We start from the raw sequence: 17,288 nt of genomic DNA on the forward strand, positions 1-17,288 counted from the left end.
TGGTGACATGCCCGTCTCCGCCACCGGCCGTACCGGCAGTGCCCGCTGCCGATCAGTCAGACGGGTAGGCGGATCTTGGACAGTGCGATGCTGGCGGGCTCCTCTGATCCGCAGGATGCCAGGTAGCTCCCGGTCGCACCGGCGTCAGACAGCCGCCGTCGCCGGCTGTCGGACGATCGGAGATGCTCATGACCACCCCGATGGGCTCGCGCCGGCACCGCCCCAGCGACGACGTCCGGCGGCTGCACACCGCGCTGCTGCGGATGCCCGCCGACATCGCCACCGACGAACTGGTCGACGGCCGGTACGGGCCGACCACCCGTCGTGGCGTGGCTGAGTTCCAACGGGCGCACAAGCTGCCGGTGACCGGCACGGTGGACGGGGCGACCCGGGACGCGGTGCAGATGGTGCTGGCCGAGCCGCCGTCGCGGTTCGTTGTGGTTGGTCGGGTGCGTTGGGTCGACGGGCAACCGGCGAACGCTCTGACTGTCGGCGCGTTCGACCGGGACCTGCGGGACGCCGAGCAGCTCGGCGAGGCGACCACCGGGGACGACGGGCTGTATCGCGCCGACTATTCGCGGGACCGGTTCACCCGCTCCGAGAAGCAGTCCGCTGACCTGTTCGTCCGGGTGTCCGCTGGCGATCGCCTCCTGTCCGACCCGCCGCTGAGCGCGGTGCTGTTCAACGCCCCCGAGCTGGCCGTGCTCACCGTGGATCTGTCCGGTGGTGGGGACCGGGAACGCAGTGAGTACGAGCGGATCCTCGCCACGATTGTCCCGCTGCTCGGCCAGGTCCCGCTGTACGAGCTGCGGCAGGACGACGAGGCCGAGGACGTGACGTTCCTGGCCGCCGAGACCGGACTGCCCGCGACGGCGTTGGCGCACTTCGGTGTGGCGCAGAAGCTGGCCGCGTCCTACAAGCTGCCGGCGGTGTTCGGTTACGCGCTGTTCGCCGAGCGGACGTTGTTGACCGCGAGCCGAACCGGTGCCGCGCTCGCCCGGTTCGACGTCGATCTGAACACCGAGCTGCGGCCGCTGTACTACGACATCGCTCTGCTCGACGAGCACACAGTCCGGAACGCCGTCGCCGACGCCGTGCGCCATCGGTTCGTTCCCGAGGACCTGCTCGGCGAACTGGACCGGATCCTCGACATGCTGGCCCGGGTACGGCCGGAGGCCAAGGAGTACGTCACGCAGGAACGGCCGAAGGTGTTGTACGGGCGGGTGGAGCGGTTCCTCGCCGACGGCGCGCACGAGCGGGTCCAGAGTCTCCTCGCCGTCGACGCTGCTGGCGACCTGCCCGGGCTGATCGCCCGGCTGGCTGACGCGGCGGCGTTTCCCGACCGGTCGGCCGCCGAGGCGGCCGGCGCGGCGAGCGTGCTGGCCGACGTGCTGGGCTACGACGAGACGATTGTCGACCGGGTCCGCGACCGCGAGGGGATCGAGGGTGCGGCCGACGTACGCCGGCTGGCCCGGCTGGCCCCGGCGGACTGGCGGCGGGTGTTGCGGGACAGCACCACGGATGTCCGGGTCGCCGGTCAGCCGGTCCGGCCGGAGCTGATCGACCTGCATGCCGGCGCGCTGGCCCGCAAGCTGGAGAGGCGCTATCCCACCACGGCCTTCACCGCGCAGCTCGAACGCGACGCGGGCGCCGTGGCCGCCGCCGCAGCAAACGCCGACGCCGCAGCCGACACCGGAGGCGAACGATCCGACGGCAGCGGCGATCGGTCCGGCCCGGGTCGACGGGCTGGAACCGACGAACAGCCCGGCAACGACGAGCGGGCGAGCGCCGCCGAGCGCGCCTTCGGTGGGCACCGGGACGCGGTGCTCGAACTGCTCACCGGGAATCCGGACTTCGACCTGGCGACCGGCAACGTGGAGCGGCTGCTGCGGGACCACCCGGAGCGGCTGCGGACCGGCCGGCCGGCGCTCAAGGCGGCGCAGCGGATCTTCAAGCTGGCGCCGACCTATCGGCAGACGACGGCGTTGCTGGCGGCCGAAGTGCCGTCGGCGGCACGGATCCATGCCCTCGGCGAGACGCGGTTCGTGGCCACCGCCGTGAACACCGGCCGGTTCACCGACGAGCAGGCCCGGTCGGTGTATCGCCGGGCCGTGGACGTGCACGTGGCGAGCGGGCTGCTGGCCGGCGAGCTCCAGAGCGCGGCGCGGGCGCTGCCGGTCCGGGCCCTGGGCGGCTCGGTGGCCCCGGACCTCACTCCGGTCAGCGCCGACTTTCCCAACCTGAGCAGCCTGTTCCAGCTCGCCGACTCCAGCTACTGCGAGCCGTGCCGCAGCGTGCACAGCGCCGCCGCGTACCTGGTGGACGTCCTTCAGTTCCTCGGCAACCGGCTGGTCACCGACGCCGACACACCGGGTCCGGCCACCAAGGTCGCCCGGGACGTCCTGTACGGACGCAGGCCGGACCTCGGTGACCTGGATCTGAGCTGCGAGAACACCGACCTTCCGCTGCCCTACCTGGACCTGGTGTGCGAACTGCTGGAGGAGGCGGTGGCGCCGGACGCGGGCCTGGCGTTCGGCGGCCCGCTGAGCGGCGGCGTCGATCCGGTGGAGGCGCCGTCGGCCGGGCTGCTGAGCCTGTTGCAGGGCCAGGGATGGCCGTTCACCGACCGTTCCCTCGTGTACGAGCCGGACCTGGCTGGGGCCCGGGTGGTACGGGACGTCGGCGTGGTGGCCAAGGCGACCCCGGACGGGGCCGGCGGGTGGTTCGTGCGCCGACTGCGCCAGACCACCGGCACCGCGCTGGAGTTGGCGGCCGCGCCGCAGTACGTGAACGCCGCCGCCTACACCCTGCTCGCGGGCAGCCGGTACGCGTTCGCCCTGCCGTTCGACCTGGCGCACGAGGAGACCCGCAGCTACTTCGCCCAGTTCGACATCGCCCGGGCCGACGTGATGCGGGCGCTGCGCCGGTCGGCGGGCCCGAGCGGCGAGGCCATCGCGGCCGAGGAACTGGGGATCAGCGACGCGCAGCGGCAGTTGGTGGTCACAGCCGACCCGGCCGCTCAGGACGACATCTGGAACACCGCACCGCTCGGCGCTCTGGGCGGCATCGCCCGGGTGGACAACTTTCTCGCTCGGGCGCGCCTGGACTATCGGGAGTTGACCGAGCTGCTGGCGCTGGCCTGGGTCAATCCCGGGAACGCCATGTTCGTCAAGCACCTGGACACCGGGTCCGACCTCAGCGCAAAGCGGATCCAGCAGCTCACCGACGCGCGCCTGGACCGGATCCACCGGTTCCTGCGCCTGCTGCGTGCGCCGGCCTGCACCGGTTGGACGCCGCAGTTGCTGGACCGGGCGATCCGGGCCGACGCGCTGGGCGGGGGAGCCCTGGACGACGACCTCCTGGTCACGGTGGCGGCACTGCACCGGCTCGCCGCGCGGCTCGGGCGGCCGTTGCCCGAGGTGGTCGACCTGTTCGCCCCGCTGGACGAGTCGCGGTACGCCGAGGTGTTCCGCAACTCGGCGAACGGCCCGGTCCTCGAGGCGTTCGAGCCGGCCAACGTGCTCGCCAACGAGCAGGCGGAGCTGGCCACACCCGGCTCGGGTGCCCCGCTGTCGACGCACGAGGCGTACCTGGCGACCTGCCTGGGGGCCACGACGGCGGACACCGCCCTGCTGGTGGCCGACCTTCCGGCCCCGGCGATCGTCAGCAACGTCGGCCTGCACGCGGTGTACGCCGGGACACTGCTGGCCCGGGCGCTCGGGCTCACCGCCACCGAATACCTGATCATGAAGGGTCTGATCGGGTCGGATCCGCTCACCGCACCGGCCACCGCGCTGGCCTTCGTCGAGCGGTTCGACGCCGCCCGGGCCGGCACCGGCATCCGCCCGGCAGACCTGCGCTACCTGCTCCGACACGTTGCCGACGACCTGGCCGCGCGGGACCTGCCGGACGAGACGCTGACCACGGTGCTCACCGGGTTGCAGGCCGGCTACCAGAGCGGGTACGCGGCGACCCGACCCGCTGTCGATCCGGCGGCGCCCCCCGAGGAGAACCTGCCGGGGATGCGTGCCCTGCTGGCCACGGTTCCCGGGATGACCGAGGCGGACCTGGCCGGCTTCGCCTCGATAGTGGACGGCGGTTGGACCGACGCGGTGACCACCCCGGCGCAGTTCGTCGACGCGAAGCTCGCCGCCCTGGTGGACACCACACCGATAACGGCCGCGATCGTGGCCAACCCCACCGAGGCCCAGCAGACCACGCTGCTGCTGGCCATCACCACGGCCCTGTCCAGCTACGCGTACACCCGTACCAAGCAGGAGTTGGCGGTGGCGGCGGTGGCCGACACCTTCGGGTTCTCCGCGGACGCCGCTGCCACCGTGCTGGTCGGCGCGGAGCTGACCCGGCCGCTGCTCGCAGTGCTCACCGACGACGCGCTGGTGGACCTGGTGAACGAGCCGCCGGCGCCACCGGCGGTCACCCCGGCCGGGTTCGACGAGCAGTACCGGGCACTGCGCCTGCTGCACGTGCTGAGCCAGCTCGTCGAGCACCTGACGGTGCCCGACGCGGACCTCGGCTGGCTGCTGACGAACGCCGATTCGCTCGGCTGGCTGGCCCCGGACCGGTTGCCTTACCAGACCGGCCGGCCGCCGGCCGCGTTGGCCGACTGGATCCGGTTGGCCGCCGGGGTCGAGCTGGCCCGCACCTACCCGCCGGTGGCGAACCCGCTGGACGCGGCCGCGCCGTGGACGGTGTACGGGCTGTTCGACCTGGTCCTGGCCGCCGGCACGACCGTCACGCAGGTCCACACCCAGCTGGCGCAGCTCGGTGGCTGGGACGCCAGCGTGCTGGCCGACCTGGACACCCACCTCGAACTGTCGGCGGTGGACCTCACCGCGTACCGGTCGCCGGCGACGATCCTGCGGTTGGCCGATGCGCTCACCCTGCTGCGCCGGCTGGGCCTACCGGTGGCGGCGGCGGTGCCGCTGGGCCAGCCAGTCACCACGGCGGCGGGGGCAGCCACCATGCGGCAGGCCCTCAAGGCGCGCTACGCCGAGGCGGAGTGGTTCGGGGTGCTCCAAGGGGTGCAGGACCGGCTGCGGGTGGCCAAGCGGGACGCGCTGGTCGCGTACCTGTTGGCCGAGAACCCGGGGCTGCGCGACACCAACGACCTGTACGACCACTTCCTCATCGATGTCGAGATGGGCGCCTGCATGGCGACGTCGCGCATCGTGCAGGCACACGCCACCGTCCAGTTGTTCGTGCAGCGCTGCCTGCTCGGCCTGGAGCCGGACAGCGTCGCGGCGGTCACCGAGGATCCGGGTTGGGACCAGTGGAACTGGATGGCCAACTACCGGGTGTGGGAGGCCAATCGGAAGATCTTCCTGTATCCGGAGAACTGGATCCTGCCGGAGTTGCGGGACGACAAGTCGGAGCTGTTCACCGAGCTGGACGATCAGTTGCAGCAGGACGAGCTGACCGACCTGGCGGTGGAGAACGCCACCATCACGTACCTGGAGAAGCTGGACGACCTGGCGCACCTGGACGTGATGGCCTGCTACTACCAGCACGACCGGCATCTCATGCACGTGTTCGCCCGCACCCGGGGCGGCGACCCGACGGTGTACTACCACCGGCAGTTCGAGCGGGAGCGGTACTGGACGCCGTGGCGGCGGGTGCCGCTGGACATCGCGGGCGACCACCTGCTCGCCTTCGACCGCAACAGCCGGCTCACAGTGGCCTGGCCGGTCTTCACCCAGGAGACCGACACGGCGCAGACCTCCCAGATTCCGGACCCGGACGGCATCCCGCCGGGCGGCACGGAGACGGAGCGGCCGCGCCGGCGGTGGCGGATCCAACTGGCCATCGGCGAGCGGACGCAGGACCGCTGGCAGCCGAAGAAGATCTCCAAGGACGCGCTGTACTACCCGGCCAGCGGCTACCGGGAGGACCTCCCCGCGGCGGACGAGTTCACCTGCTTCGCGTACGAGGCCGGAGCGGCCGGCCAGGCGATCAGCGTGCTCACCGGTACCGAGTTCGTCGGCTCGTTCGCGTTGACCGGCTGCCGGGGCTATCCGGAGCCGGTGCCGGGCGGCGGTTCGGGCAACCTGCTGCTGTCGCCGGTGTTCAAGGACACCGAGCTGCTGGCCGAACGGTTCACCGAACTGGTCTCCCGGACACAGAACGACCTGGCGATCAGCACCCCGCTGATGGGCGCGTTCCAGACGCTGGTGGCGCAGACGCCCGGCCGGTTCCGGGTGACGTACCCCATGCAGATGTCGTTGCTCGACTGGATCATCATGCTGCTGGGGCTGGCGCAGAGTGTCCGGGGCACCCACGACCGCCGGCCGGTGCTGCCACTGGGCACCCTGATGCCGTACTTCTACGGCGACTACGACCGTGGCTACGTGATCATCCCGGGCTTCTACGACCGGCGTGCCGAGGACCCGGCGGACCGGATCGAGAAGACGTACAGCGACGTGGACGAGCTTGCCCGCGACGTGTTGGCGCTGCTCACCGAGTACCTGCGTCGGTACGCCGAGGATCCCGCGCACGACCTCGCGGCCGCCGTGCAGGCGATGACCGAGGACGCGGAGTACCACCGGCTGATCGCCGAGTTCGAGGTCTACGGCACCCTGTCGTACGGGGTGAGGTTCGCGAACTTCTATCACCCGCTGCTGTGTTTCCTACGGGCCACTGTCTACCGGTCGGGCGTGCCGGCGTTGCTGAGTCGGACCACCCAGCTCACCAACACGGGGTTCGACTTCGCCGCCACCTACCAGCCGGCGCCGGTGGTCGTGTCGCCGTACCCGGTGGAGGACCTGGACTTCGCCGCGGACGGCGCGTACGCGGGATACAACTGGGAGCTGTTCTACCACCTTCCCTTCGACATCGCGCTGCGGCTCAACCGGGACCAGCGGTTCGCCGAGGCGCGGAACTGGTTCCACCACATCTTCAACCCGGTCGGCACCGCCGACGGCGCCTCCGCCCCGCAGAAATACTGGGTCACCAAGCCGTTCTTCCAGACCGGCGTGCCCGAGCTGCTCAACCAGCGGATCGGCGACATTCTCACGGCGATCGCAGCCGACCCGTCGGGGGCCAGCATCACCGACCTGAAGTTCGCTGTGGAGCAGTGGCGGGCGAAGCCGTTCAACCCGCACGTGGTGGCCCGCAGCCGGCCGGTCGCCTACCAGCTCGCCGTGGTGGTCAGCTACATCAAGAACCTGGTCGACTGGGGTGACCAGTTGTTCCGGCAGTTCACCCGGGAGTCCGTCACCCAGGCCACCCAGCTCTACATCCTGGCCGACAAACTGCTCGGACCGAAGCCGAGCGTGGTGCCGCCGCTGGTCACCCCGGCTCCGGCCACCGTCAACCAGCTCCAGGCCAAGGTGGACCTGTTCGGCAACGCGCTGCTGGACCTGGAGAACCTGATCCCCGACCTGGACCTGCTGCCGCACGGCGGGGCGGAACTGCCCAGCCCACTGAGCTACTCGGCGCTGTACTTCTGCATACCGCCCAATGAGGAGATGCTCCGGCTGTGGGACCTGATCGCCGACCGGCTGTTCAAGATCCGCAACTGCCAGAACATCGACGGGGTGGAGAGCATGCTCGCCCTGTTCTCGCCGCCGATCGATCCGGGAGCGCTGGTCCGGGCCGCCGCCGCCGGCATGTCCGTCTCGTCGTTCCTGGCCGGGCTCGGCGCGCCGCTGCCGAACTACCGGTTCCGGGTGCTGGCCCAGAAGGCCACCGAACTCGTCGGGTACGTCGGTGAGCTGGGCGGCGGGCTGCTCGCAGCCATGGAGAAGCGGGACGCCGAGCAACTCGCCCGGCTGCGCGCCGGCCAGGAGATCGCCCTGCTCGACGCGGTACGGGCGGTGAAGGTCGCCACCATCGCGGAGGCCGAGGGCAACGTCGCGGCGTTGGAACTGAGTCGCAAGGTGGTGGAGGAGCGGCAACGCTACTACGCCGGCCGGCCGTACATGAACGCCTGGGAGATCACCGCCACCGCGTTGTCCGGGGTGTCCCTGCTCGGCGAGACCGCGATCGCGGTGGGCTACATCCTGTCCGGCGGGCTGAAGCTGATTCCCAACTTCACCGCCGGCGGCGCCGGCTTCGGTGGCTCACCCACTGTGACCCTCACCCTCGGCGGGGACAAGGTCGGTGCCGCCGCCGACTCGGCGGTGATGACCCTGGAGGCGATCGCCCGGGCCCTGGACAAGGCCGCCGGGATGGCCGCCAACCAGGGCGGCTACCGCCGCCGGATGGACGACTGGGAACACCAGGCGGCGCTGGCCGGTCTCGAACTGACCCAGCTCGACCAGCAGCTCCTCACCGGGCGGCTGCACGTGGCCATGCTCACCGACGAGCTGGCGGCGCACGACCGGGAAGCCGACAACGCCCAGGCCACCGAGGAGTACCTGCGCGGCAAGTACACGAACACCGAGCTGTACCAGTGGATGGTGAGCCGGGCCAGCTCCGTCTACTTCGGGGCGTACCAGCTCGCCTTCGACGTGGCGAAGAAGGCCGAGCGGTGCTTCGCCCACGAGCTGGGCAGCGATGCCACGTTCCTGCAACCCGGCTACTGGGACAGCCTGCGCAAGGGGCTGACCGTGGCGGACGCGCTGCGCCACGACCTGAAGCGGATGGAGGTGGCCTACCTCGATCAGCACAGCCGCGAGCGGGAGCTGACCCGGCACGTCTCGCTGGCACAGCTCGACCCGGCGGCGTTGATCGAGCTGCGGGCCACCGGCAGTTGCGTGGTCAACGTGCCGGAGGCGCTGTTCGACCTGGACCACCCCGGGCACTACTTCCGCCGGCTCCGCACGGTCAGCCTGTCCATCCCGTGCGTGGCCGGCCCGTACACCCCGGTCACCGCGAAGCTCTCCCTGATCGGCAACCGGTACCGGACCGCCACCGCGGCCCGGCAGGGCGCCACCAGCGCCAAGGACAAGTACACCGAGGTGCCCGGCGACGAGCGGTTCGCGTACAACGTGGGCGGGATCGAGTCGATCTCGACCAGCAGCGGCCTCAGCGACAGCGGCATGTTCGAGCTGAACTTCGCCGACGACCGCTACCTGCCGTTCGAGGGCAAGGGCGCGATCGGCACCTGGCGGCTGGAACTGCCGACGGCAGTCCGCCAGTTCGACTACGACAGCATCAGCGACATCATCCTGCACCTGCGGTACACGGCCCGCGACGGCGGCTCGACGCTGCGCGGCCTGGTCGAGGACTCCCTGCGGGAGGTGCTCAACGAGATGCTGGTCGACGCCGGCCGGACGGGGTTGTACCAGGCATACAGCCTGCGCCACCACTTCCCGGACGAGTGGTGGCAGCTCACCCAGCAGCAGAGCACCGAGCTGACCGTCGGGCCGGAGCACCTGCCGTACCTCGCCCGCGACCACCAGCCGGTGGTGGACCAGGTGACCTGGTATGCCCGGGTGGACGGTGATCCCGGGACGTACGACCTCACGGTGGCCGGTGACCCGGTGACGTTGAACCGGGACGCCGACCTGCGGCAGTGCGTGGGTCAGTCCGATCCGCTGGTTCTCGGCACCCCGGTCACGCTGGCAGCCGACCCGGACGGCCTGACCGACCTGGTCGTCCTGCTGCACTACCGGCTCGACGGCTGAGGGGGCGCGGTGACGACCAGCTACCCGGTCGGCGGTGGATCGTGGGGGCCGGGGCCCGGCTCCCGGTGGCGCGGCTCCGCCGACCCGACCGGCGCCGGCACTCCCGGCGGAGCGGGTGGGGCATTCGGACCGGGCGGGCCGCCGACCGACGCGACCGGCGCCGCGCCGCCGCCGGCCGGTCGGGGCACGACCGGACCGGGACTCGGCGGACCGGCGATCAGCCTGCCCACCGGCGGCGGCGCGATCCGGGCCATCGGCGAGACGTTCGCCGCCCACCCGGTCACCGGGACCGGCGGCATGTCCGTTCCCATCCCGGTCAGCGGCGGCCGGTCCGGGTTCCAACCCGACCTGACGCTCAGCTACGACTCGGGAGCCGGAAACGGCCCGTTCGGCCTCGGCTGGCAGCTGCCCGTGCCGGCCATCAGCCGGCGCACCGACCGTGGCCTGCCCCGCTACGACGACACCGACACCTTCCTGCTGTCCGGAGAGGACGACCTGATCCCGGTGCCCGGCGGCACTCCGGTCGCCGGGCACACGGTGCAGCGGTTCCGGCCACGGATCGAGGGGGCGTTCGCCCGCATCGAGCGGTGGACCCGGGACTCCGACGGTGACGTGCACTGGCGCACCCTGTCCGGGTCGAACCTGCTGGCCGTGTACGGCCGCGACGGCAGTTCCCGCATCGGCCTGGGCGGGCGGGTGCACACCTGGCTGCTCTGCGAGACCCGCGACGATCGGGGCAACGGTGTCACCTACACCTACAAGGCCGAGGACGCCGTCGGCCTGGACCTGGACCGGCCGCACGAACGGCACCGCACCGACCGGAACGCCAACCGCTACCTCAAGTCGGTGCGTTACGGCAACACCGTGCCGCTGCTCGACCCCGACGGCCGACGCCCGGTGGACCTGACGCCGGCCCAGATCGCCGACGCCGGTTGGCTGTTCGAGGTGGTGCTCGACTACGGCGAGCACCACCCGGACACCCCGTCACCTGCTGACACCGGGGACTGGACCTGCCGGCCGGACCCGTTCTCCACCTACCGCGCGGGATTCGAGGTCCGCACCTATCGGCTGTGCCGCCGGATCCTGATGTTCCACCACTTCCCGGACGAGCCGGAGGTGGGCGCGGACTGCCTGGTCCGCGCGGTGGAGCTGGAATACGCCGCCGGGCCGGTGCTGTCCACCCTGGTCGAGGTGACCCAGCGCGGCTACGCCCCGGCCGCCGGTGGCGGGCACACCAGCGCCGCACTGCCCCCGGTGACCTTCGAATACACACCGGCCACCATCGCGGCGACCACCCGGGAACTGGAGCGGGGCAGCCTGGAGAACCTGCCGGCCGGCGTGGACGGGCGGACCGAGCTGTGGGTGGACCTGGACGGGGAAGGACTCGCCGGGGTGCTGACCGGGCACGAGGGCGCCCTCTACTACCGGCCGAACCTCGGCGCCGGCCGGATCGGTCCGGTCGCCGCGCTGCCCACCGTGCCGTCGCTGACCGACCTGGCCGGCGGACGCCAGCAACTGGTCGACGTGAACGGTGACGGCCGGATCGAGCTGGTCCAGCTCGGCACCGTACCGGCGGGTTTCGTCCGCCGCACCGACGACGCCGGCTGGTCCGGCTTCCAGCCGTTTCGCGAGCTGCCCGCCGTCGACTGGGCCAGCCCCGACCTGCTGTTGCTGGACCTCACCGGGGACGGCCGGGCCGACCTGCTGATCGCCGGCGACACCGTGCTGGCCTGGCACGAGTCGTTGGCCGAGGCGGGGTACGGCCCGGCGCGACCCGCGCTCTGGCCCGCGGACGAGGACCGTGGGCCGCGGCTGCTGCGCTCCGACGACCGGCAGAGCATCTTCCTCGCCGACATGTCCGGAGACGGGCTCACCGACCTGGTCCGGGTCCGCGACGGTTCCGTCTGCTACTGGCCCAACGTCGGCTACGGACGATTCGGCGCCACTGTCGAGATGGACGACGCGCCGTGGTTCGCCGGGCTGGACGAGTTCGACCCGGCCCGGGTGCTCCTCACCGACGTGGACGGCACCGGCGCGATGGACCTGTGCTACCTGGGCCGGCGGGAGATCCGGCTCTGGTACAACCAGTCCGGCAACAGCTGGTCGCCCCCCTTGGAGCTGCCCGACCTGCCGCATGTCACGCCCGATTCGACGGTGACCGTGACCGACCTGCTGGGTGCCGGCACCGGCTGCCTGGTGTGGTCGTCACCGCTGCCCGGCGACGCCGCCGGCCCGGTGCGCTACCTGAATCTGGCCGCCGACGGCAAGCCGCACCTGCTCACCCGGGTGGTGAACAACCTGGGCGGCGAGACCACCATCCGGTACGCCGCTTCCACCGCCTTCCAACTGGCCGACCGGCGAGCCGGCCAGCCGTGGGTCACCAGGCTGCCGTTCCCGGTGCAGGTCGTCGAGCGGGTGGAACAGGTGGACCGGATCACCGGGACCCGGCTGGTCACCGCCTACCGCTACCACCACGGGCACTACGACGGCGTCGAGCGGGAGTTCGCCGGCTTCGGCATGGTCGAGCAGATCGACGGCGAGTCGTTCGTGGACCACGTGTTGGGCGTCGAGGCGGTCGACGGGAACCAGGACACCTCGCCCGAGCTGTTCCAGCCACCTGTCACCACGAAGACCTGGTACCACACCGGCGCCCCGGTCGACCTGTCCGCCGAGTGGTACTCCGGCCGGCACCTGCCCACCGCGGAGCTGCCGACCGGAGTCTCCGCCACGGAGCTGCGGGAGAGCCGGCGGGCGTTGCGCGGCCTGCCGCTGCGGCAGGAGGTGTACTCGTACGACGGGAGTGCCGCGCAGGAGCACCCGTACGGGGTGGTCGAGCAGACCTACCAGGTGCAGCGGCTGGACGCGCGGGTGTTCGTCGCCGTCGAGCGGGAGGCGGTCAGCCTCTCCTACGACCGGGAGCCGGACGAGCCTCGGATCAGCCACCGGCTCAACCTGGTCCTCGGCCCGTACGGCACCGTCGTCCAGGCCGCCGCGGTGGTCTACGGCCGCACCACGCCCGACCCGGAACTGCCCGCCGAGGTGACCGCCGAACAGCGGCGCCGCCACGTCACGTACGGCGAGCAGCGGTACACCCCGGACATCGACGAGACGCTGCCGGTGCCGGCGTACCGGATCCGCGCCGCGTACGAGGCGGTCGGGCACGAACTCACCGGGCTGGCCCCGGCCGGCCCACTGTTCACCCGCGCCGAACTGCTCGCCGGGTTCACCGCGGCCACCCCGATCGGGTACGAGGTGGTGGCCGACGAGGTCAGCGCGCAGCGGCGGTTGCTGTCCCGGTCGCAGGTGCGGTTCCGGGACAACGTGCTGACGCCGCTGCCGGCCGGTCAGTGGGACAGCCTGGGGCTGGGGCACCAGACGTACCACCTTGCCTTCACCCCGGCCGCGCTGGCCGCCGGCTACGGCACGGCGGTGACGGGCGCGGACCTGACCGCCGCCGGCTACGTGCACCTCGACGGCGGCCCGGACTGGTGGATACCGTCCGGCGAGCTGCGCTATCCCGCCGATCCCGCCGCGCACTTCTACCTGTCCAACGGGGCCCGGGACGCGCTGGGAATGGCGACGGCGGTCACCTTCGACGGCTACCACCTGCTCACCGAGCGGGTGACCATCGACCAGGCGGCCTGGTCGGTCACCACCGCGGTCAACAACTACCTGGTGCTCGGCCCGAGCCTCGTCACCGACCCGAACGGGCAGCGCCGCGCGGTGCGCTACGACGAGTTGGGTCGGGTGGTGGCCTCGGCGCTGCTCGGCCGGCCCGGCGCCGGGGACGGCGACACGCTCGACGATCCGACGTTGACGTTCACCTACGACCCGTTCAACTGGATGGTCAACGGCCAGCCCGCGTACAGCCGGGGCCGGCACCGGGAACGGCACGGCCCGACCAACCCGCGCTGGCTGGAGAGCTACGAGTACAGCACCGGCACCGGTGGTGTGGCGATCACGAAGTCGCGGGTGCATCCGGGCAAGGCCCTGGAGGTGGGTGAGGACGGGGTGGCCGTCGAGGTGGACGCCGACCCGCGCTGGGTCGGCACCGGCCGTACGGTGGTCAACAACAAGGGCAACCCGGTGAAGCGGTACCAGCCCTACTTCAGCACCACCCACGAGTACGAGGACGCGGCGGCGCTGCGCGAGATCGGCGCCACCGCGATCCGCTACTACGACCCGCTGGGCCGGGCCGTGCTGACCCGCTATCCGGACGGCACCCTCAGCCGGGTCGAGTCCACGGCCTGGTCGCACCGGTTGTTCGACGCCAACGACACGGTGCTCGACAGCCAGTGGTACGCCGAGCGGGGCAGCCCGGCCATGTCCGATCCGGAACCGACCGACCCGGCCACCCGCGCCGCGTGGCTCGCCGCCGGGCACGCCGGCACGCCCTCCGTGATCCACTTCGACAGCCTGGGCCGGGCCGTCTACACGGTGGCCGACCGGGGCGCCGGTCAGCGGTTCGGCGTTCGCACCAGGGGAGACCTCACCGGCCGGTCCTCGGACGGGTACGACGCGCTGGGCCGGCACATCGCCAACGCGGTTACCGCCATGCACGGCGCGGGAGTGCGGTCGTGGAGCGCGGAGAAGGGCGAGCGGTGGGTGTTCCAGGACGTTCTCGGCGGGGTGCGCCGGATCTGGGACGAACACGGCCGGACCTTCCGCACCACGTACGACGCCCTGCACCGGCCCGTCGGCCTGTACGTCAGCGAGTCCGCCGGCGCGGAGCGCTGCGTGCAGTACGTGGTCTTCGGCGACCGGCATCCGGACGCGGTGACGCTGGGCCTGCACGGCGTGCCGTACCTGGTGTTCGACCCGGCGGGCCAGGTGCGGGTGCCCGAGGTGGACTTCAAGGGCAACCCGCGCCGCGCCGAACGGAGACTCGCCACCGATCACGTCGACGGCCCGGACTGGTCGCCGGTGGCCGCCGCGCCCGACCACGCCGCGCTGCTGGCCGCCGCGGCGCCACTGCTGGAGAGCGAGGTCTTCGGCACCGCCGCCGAGTACGACGCGGTGAACCGCCCGACAGTGGTCACCCTGCCCGACGCCACCGAGCTACGACCGACCTACCTCGAGGGCGGCATGCTGGGCCGGCTCACCGCCCGGCTGCGCGGCCAGGGCGCGGAGGTGGAGTTCCTGTCCGAGCAGGACTACGACGCGCTGGGCCGGCGGCGGTTCGCCCGGCACGGCAACGGGCTGGTCACCGAGTACTTCTACGACCCGACAACGTTCCGGTTGGAACGTCTGCTCACCGCCGGGGTGCGCGACCTGCGCTACACCTACGACCCGGTGGGCAACCTCACCCGGGTGGCCGAGCCGGGCACGCCCACCTTCTTCGGCAACGCGGCGGTGCCGGCCGCCAGCGACTACGCGTACGACCCGCTCTACCAGTTGATCCGGGCGAGTGGACGGGAGCTGGCCGGGGCGCCGAACGACGCGATCCGCGACCAGACCGACGTGCCGCCCGCCGGAAGCCTCACCGATGCCGGCGCGGTACGTGCCTACACCGAGGAGTACGAGTACGACCCGCTGGGCAACCTCACAGTGCTCCGGCACCGCTTCCGGACGCAGGCCGGGGTGGGTGCCGGCTGGACCCGGCACCACCGGTACGCGTACCAGGACGACCCGGCCGACGCCACGAACCGGCTGGCGGCCACGAGCCTGCCCGGCGACGCCGACGGCGGCCCCTACTCGGCCTTGTACGCGCACGACGCCGTCGGCAACCTGACCGTCATGCCGCACCTGCCGGCCCTGGAGTGGAACGTCCACGACCAGCTCCGCCGGGTCGACCTCGGCGGCGGTGGCGAAGCCCGGTTCGTCTACGCCGCGAGCGGGCAGCGGCTGCGCAAGGTCGTGGACCGGCCGGGCAGTGTCCAACTTGAATGGATCTTCCTGGGTGCCGTCACCGTGTTCCGGCGGCGCAACCGGGTCACCGGCACCCTCCAGCACGAACGGTGGACCACCACGATCGCCGACGACACCGGCCCGGTGGCTCAGGTGGACGTCAAGACCGTCGACGTCGGCGGCTTCGACCCGGCCAACCCGCTCGGCGTTCCGCTGATCCGTTACCAGCTCACCAACCACCTCGGCTCGGCCACGCTGGAGACCGACGCGGCCGGGGTGCTCATCTCCTACGAGGAGTACCACCCGTACGGCACTACCGCGTACCGCTACGGCCGGCCGGGCGCCGACCTCAGCCTGAAGCGGTACCGCTTCGGCGGGCACGAGGTGGACGAGGAAACCGGCTTCTGCTACGCCGGGGCCCGGTACTACGTGCCGTGGCTGGGCAGATGGGCGAGCAGCGATCCGGGCGGCTTCGCCGACGGGGGCAACCTGTTCCGGTACTGCCGCAACAATCCGGTGGGAATGGTCGACCCGTCCGGGTTCAAGCCCACCACTGTCAAGGGGCCGGAAACCCACGACATCTCCATCACGGAGTCCCACTTCACCGGGTCCGAGAACCCCACGGTGGAGGACTTTCGCCGCTATCTCAGCAGCCACGGCGCGACCCTCGATCCACGGATCAACAACAAGAACTCGGTCATCTACTACCAGGCCAACGTCACCCTCAACCTGGAGGGAGGCAACTGGTCCGAGCACCCGGGCGGCACCTGGGTGCTGCACGCCGTACTGCCGCCTCCGGCACCACCGAAGCCGAAACCGGCGCCGCCTCCGCCGCCACCGGAGCCGCCACCGGCCGAGCCGCCGCCACCCGCGCCGGCCCCGCCACCCGAACCGCCGCCGGCCGCGCCGCCGGCCGACTCCGCCGGCAAGGCGCCGGCCGCACCCGGCGCCGTCGGGGGGGCCGCCGCGCACACCGCGCCCGCCGCCGAGAAGTTCATCTGGAACTTCAAGTTCAAGGGCGGCCGGGGGACGTTCCGCGGCAACATCCTCGAATGGCTGTACGGCATGCCGTGGCGCGACAACACGGCGAACTTCGACCTGGAGACCAGCACCGCGGTCAAGCAGATCAAGTCGACCGACAGGTACGGCAAGGCCGGCGACATCGCCCGGTCGGCGACCCGGGACGCCGACCGGGCGGTCCGGGCCAACCCGAGCATGGCCGGCAAGCGATCCCAGGCCGTCATCATCACCGAGACCGACGCACCGGCCAGCGCCGGAAACGCGATCCGCACGGCGACCAACCCGGGACGCGGGCGGAAGATCCCGGCCAGTGCCACGGCACCGGAGCACGTGCGTGGACTGCCGGGCCGGACCGGCATGCTCGGCAAAGGGCTCGGCGTCGTCGGGTTCGGCCTGTCGGCGTTCGCCCTGTGGGGCGACTACCAGCACGGCGACTGGGAGATGGGCGTCGGTGACGCGCTCGGCGCGGTCGGCGGTGGCCTTGAGCTGTACGCCATCGCCGTGCCCGGTGCCACTGTCGCCACCGTCAGCGCGATGACCGCCGGACTGGTGATCGGTGGCATCGGTCTGGCCGCCGTCTCGTACGTCAGCATGAACCGGGCCGCCGAGGCCGGCGACACGCCCGGGGTGGTGGCCGGTGGCGTCGGCATCGGGGCGGGTCTGGCCATCGCCGCGGGTGCCATCGGCATCGCGGCCGGCAGCGTGGTGATCGCTCCGGTCGTGCTCGTGGTCGGCATCGTCGCCGCCATCGGCGTGGGGATCTTCCACGCAGGCCGCTACTTCGACTGGTGGTGACCCAGGTTTCCCGGGGGCCACGTCGGCGATACTGTCGGC

At 71.8% G+C, this 17,288-nt stretch carries 2 protein-coding genes; both read left to right on the top strand.

All coding sequences use genetic code 11. The features are described from left to right. Window positions 1-188: 188 nt before the first annotated feature. Window positions 189-9,587 (top strand): Tc toxin subunit A-related protein, encoded by a 9,399-nt coding sequence (locus tag GA0070561_RS23300; protein ID WP_208603837.1) that lies wholly within the window; start codon window positions 189-191, stop codon window positions 9,585-9,587. 9 nt (window positions 9,588-9,596) lie between these two features. Continuing rightward, the gene (locus GA0070561_RS33955) at window positions 9,597-17,249 is read left to right on the top strand and encodes a SpvB/TcaC N-terminal domain-containing protein (protein ID WP_091404760.1); all 7,653 of its coding nucleotides are present in this window, start codon (window positions 9,597-9,599) and stop codon (window positions 17,247-17,249) included. The last annotated feature ends 39 nt before the right edge of the window (window positions 17,250-17,288 follow it).

This window comes from Micromonospora saelicesensis (genome assembly GCF_900091575.1).
Classification (GTDB): Bacteria; Actinomycetota; Actinomycetes; order Mycobacteriales; family Micromonosporaceae; genus Micromonospora; species Micromonospora saelicesensis.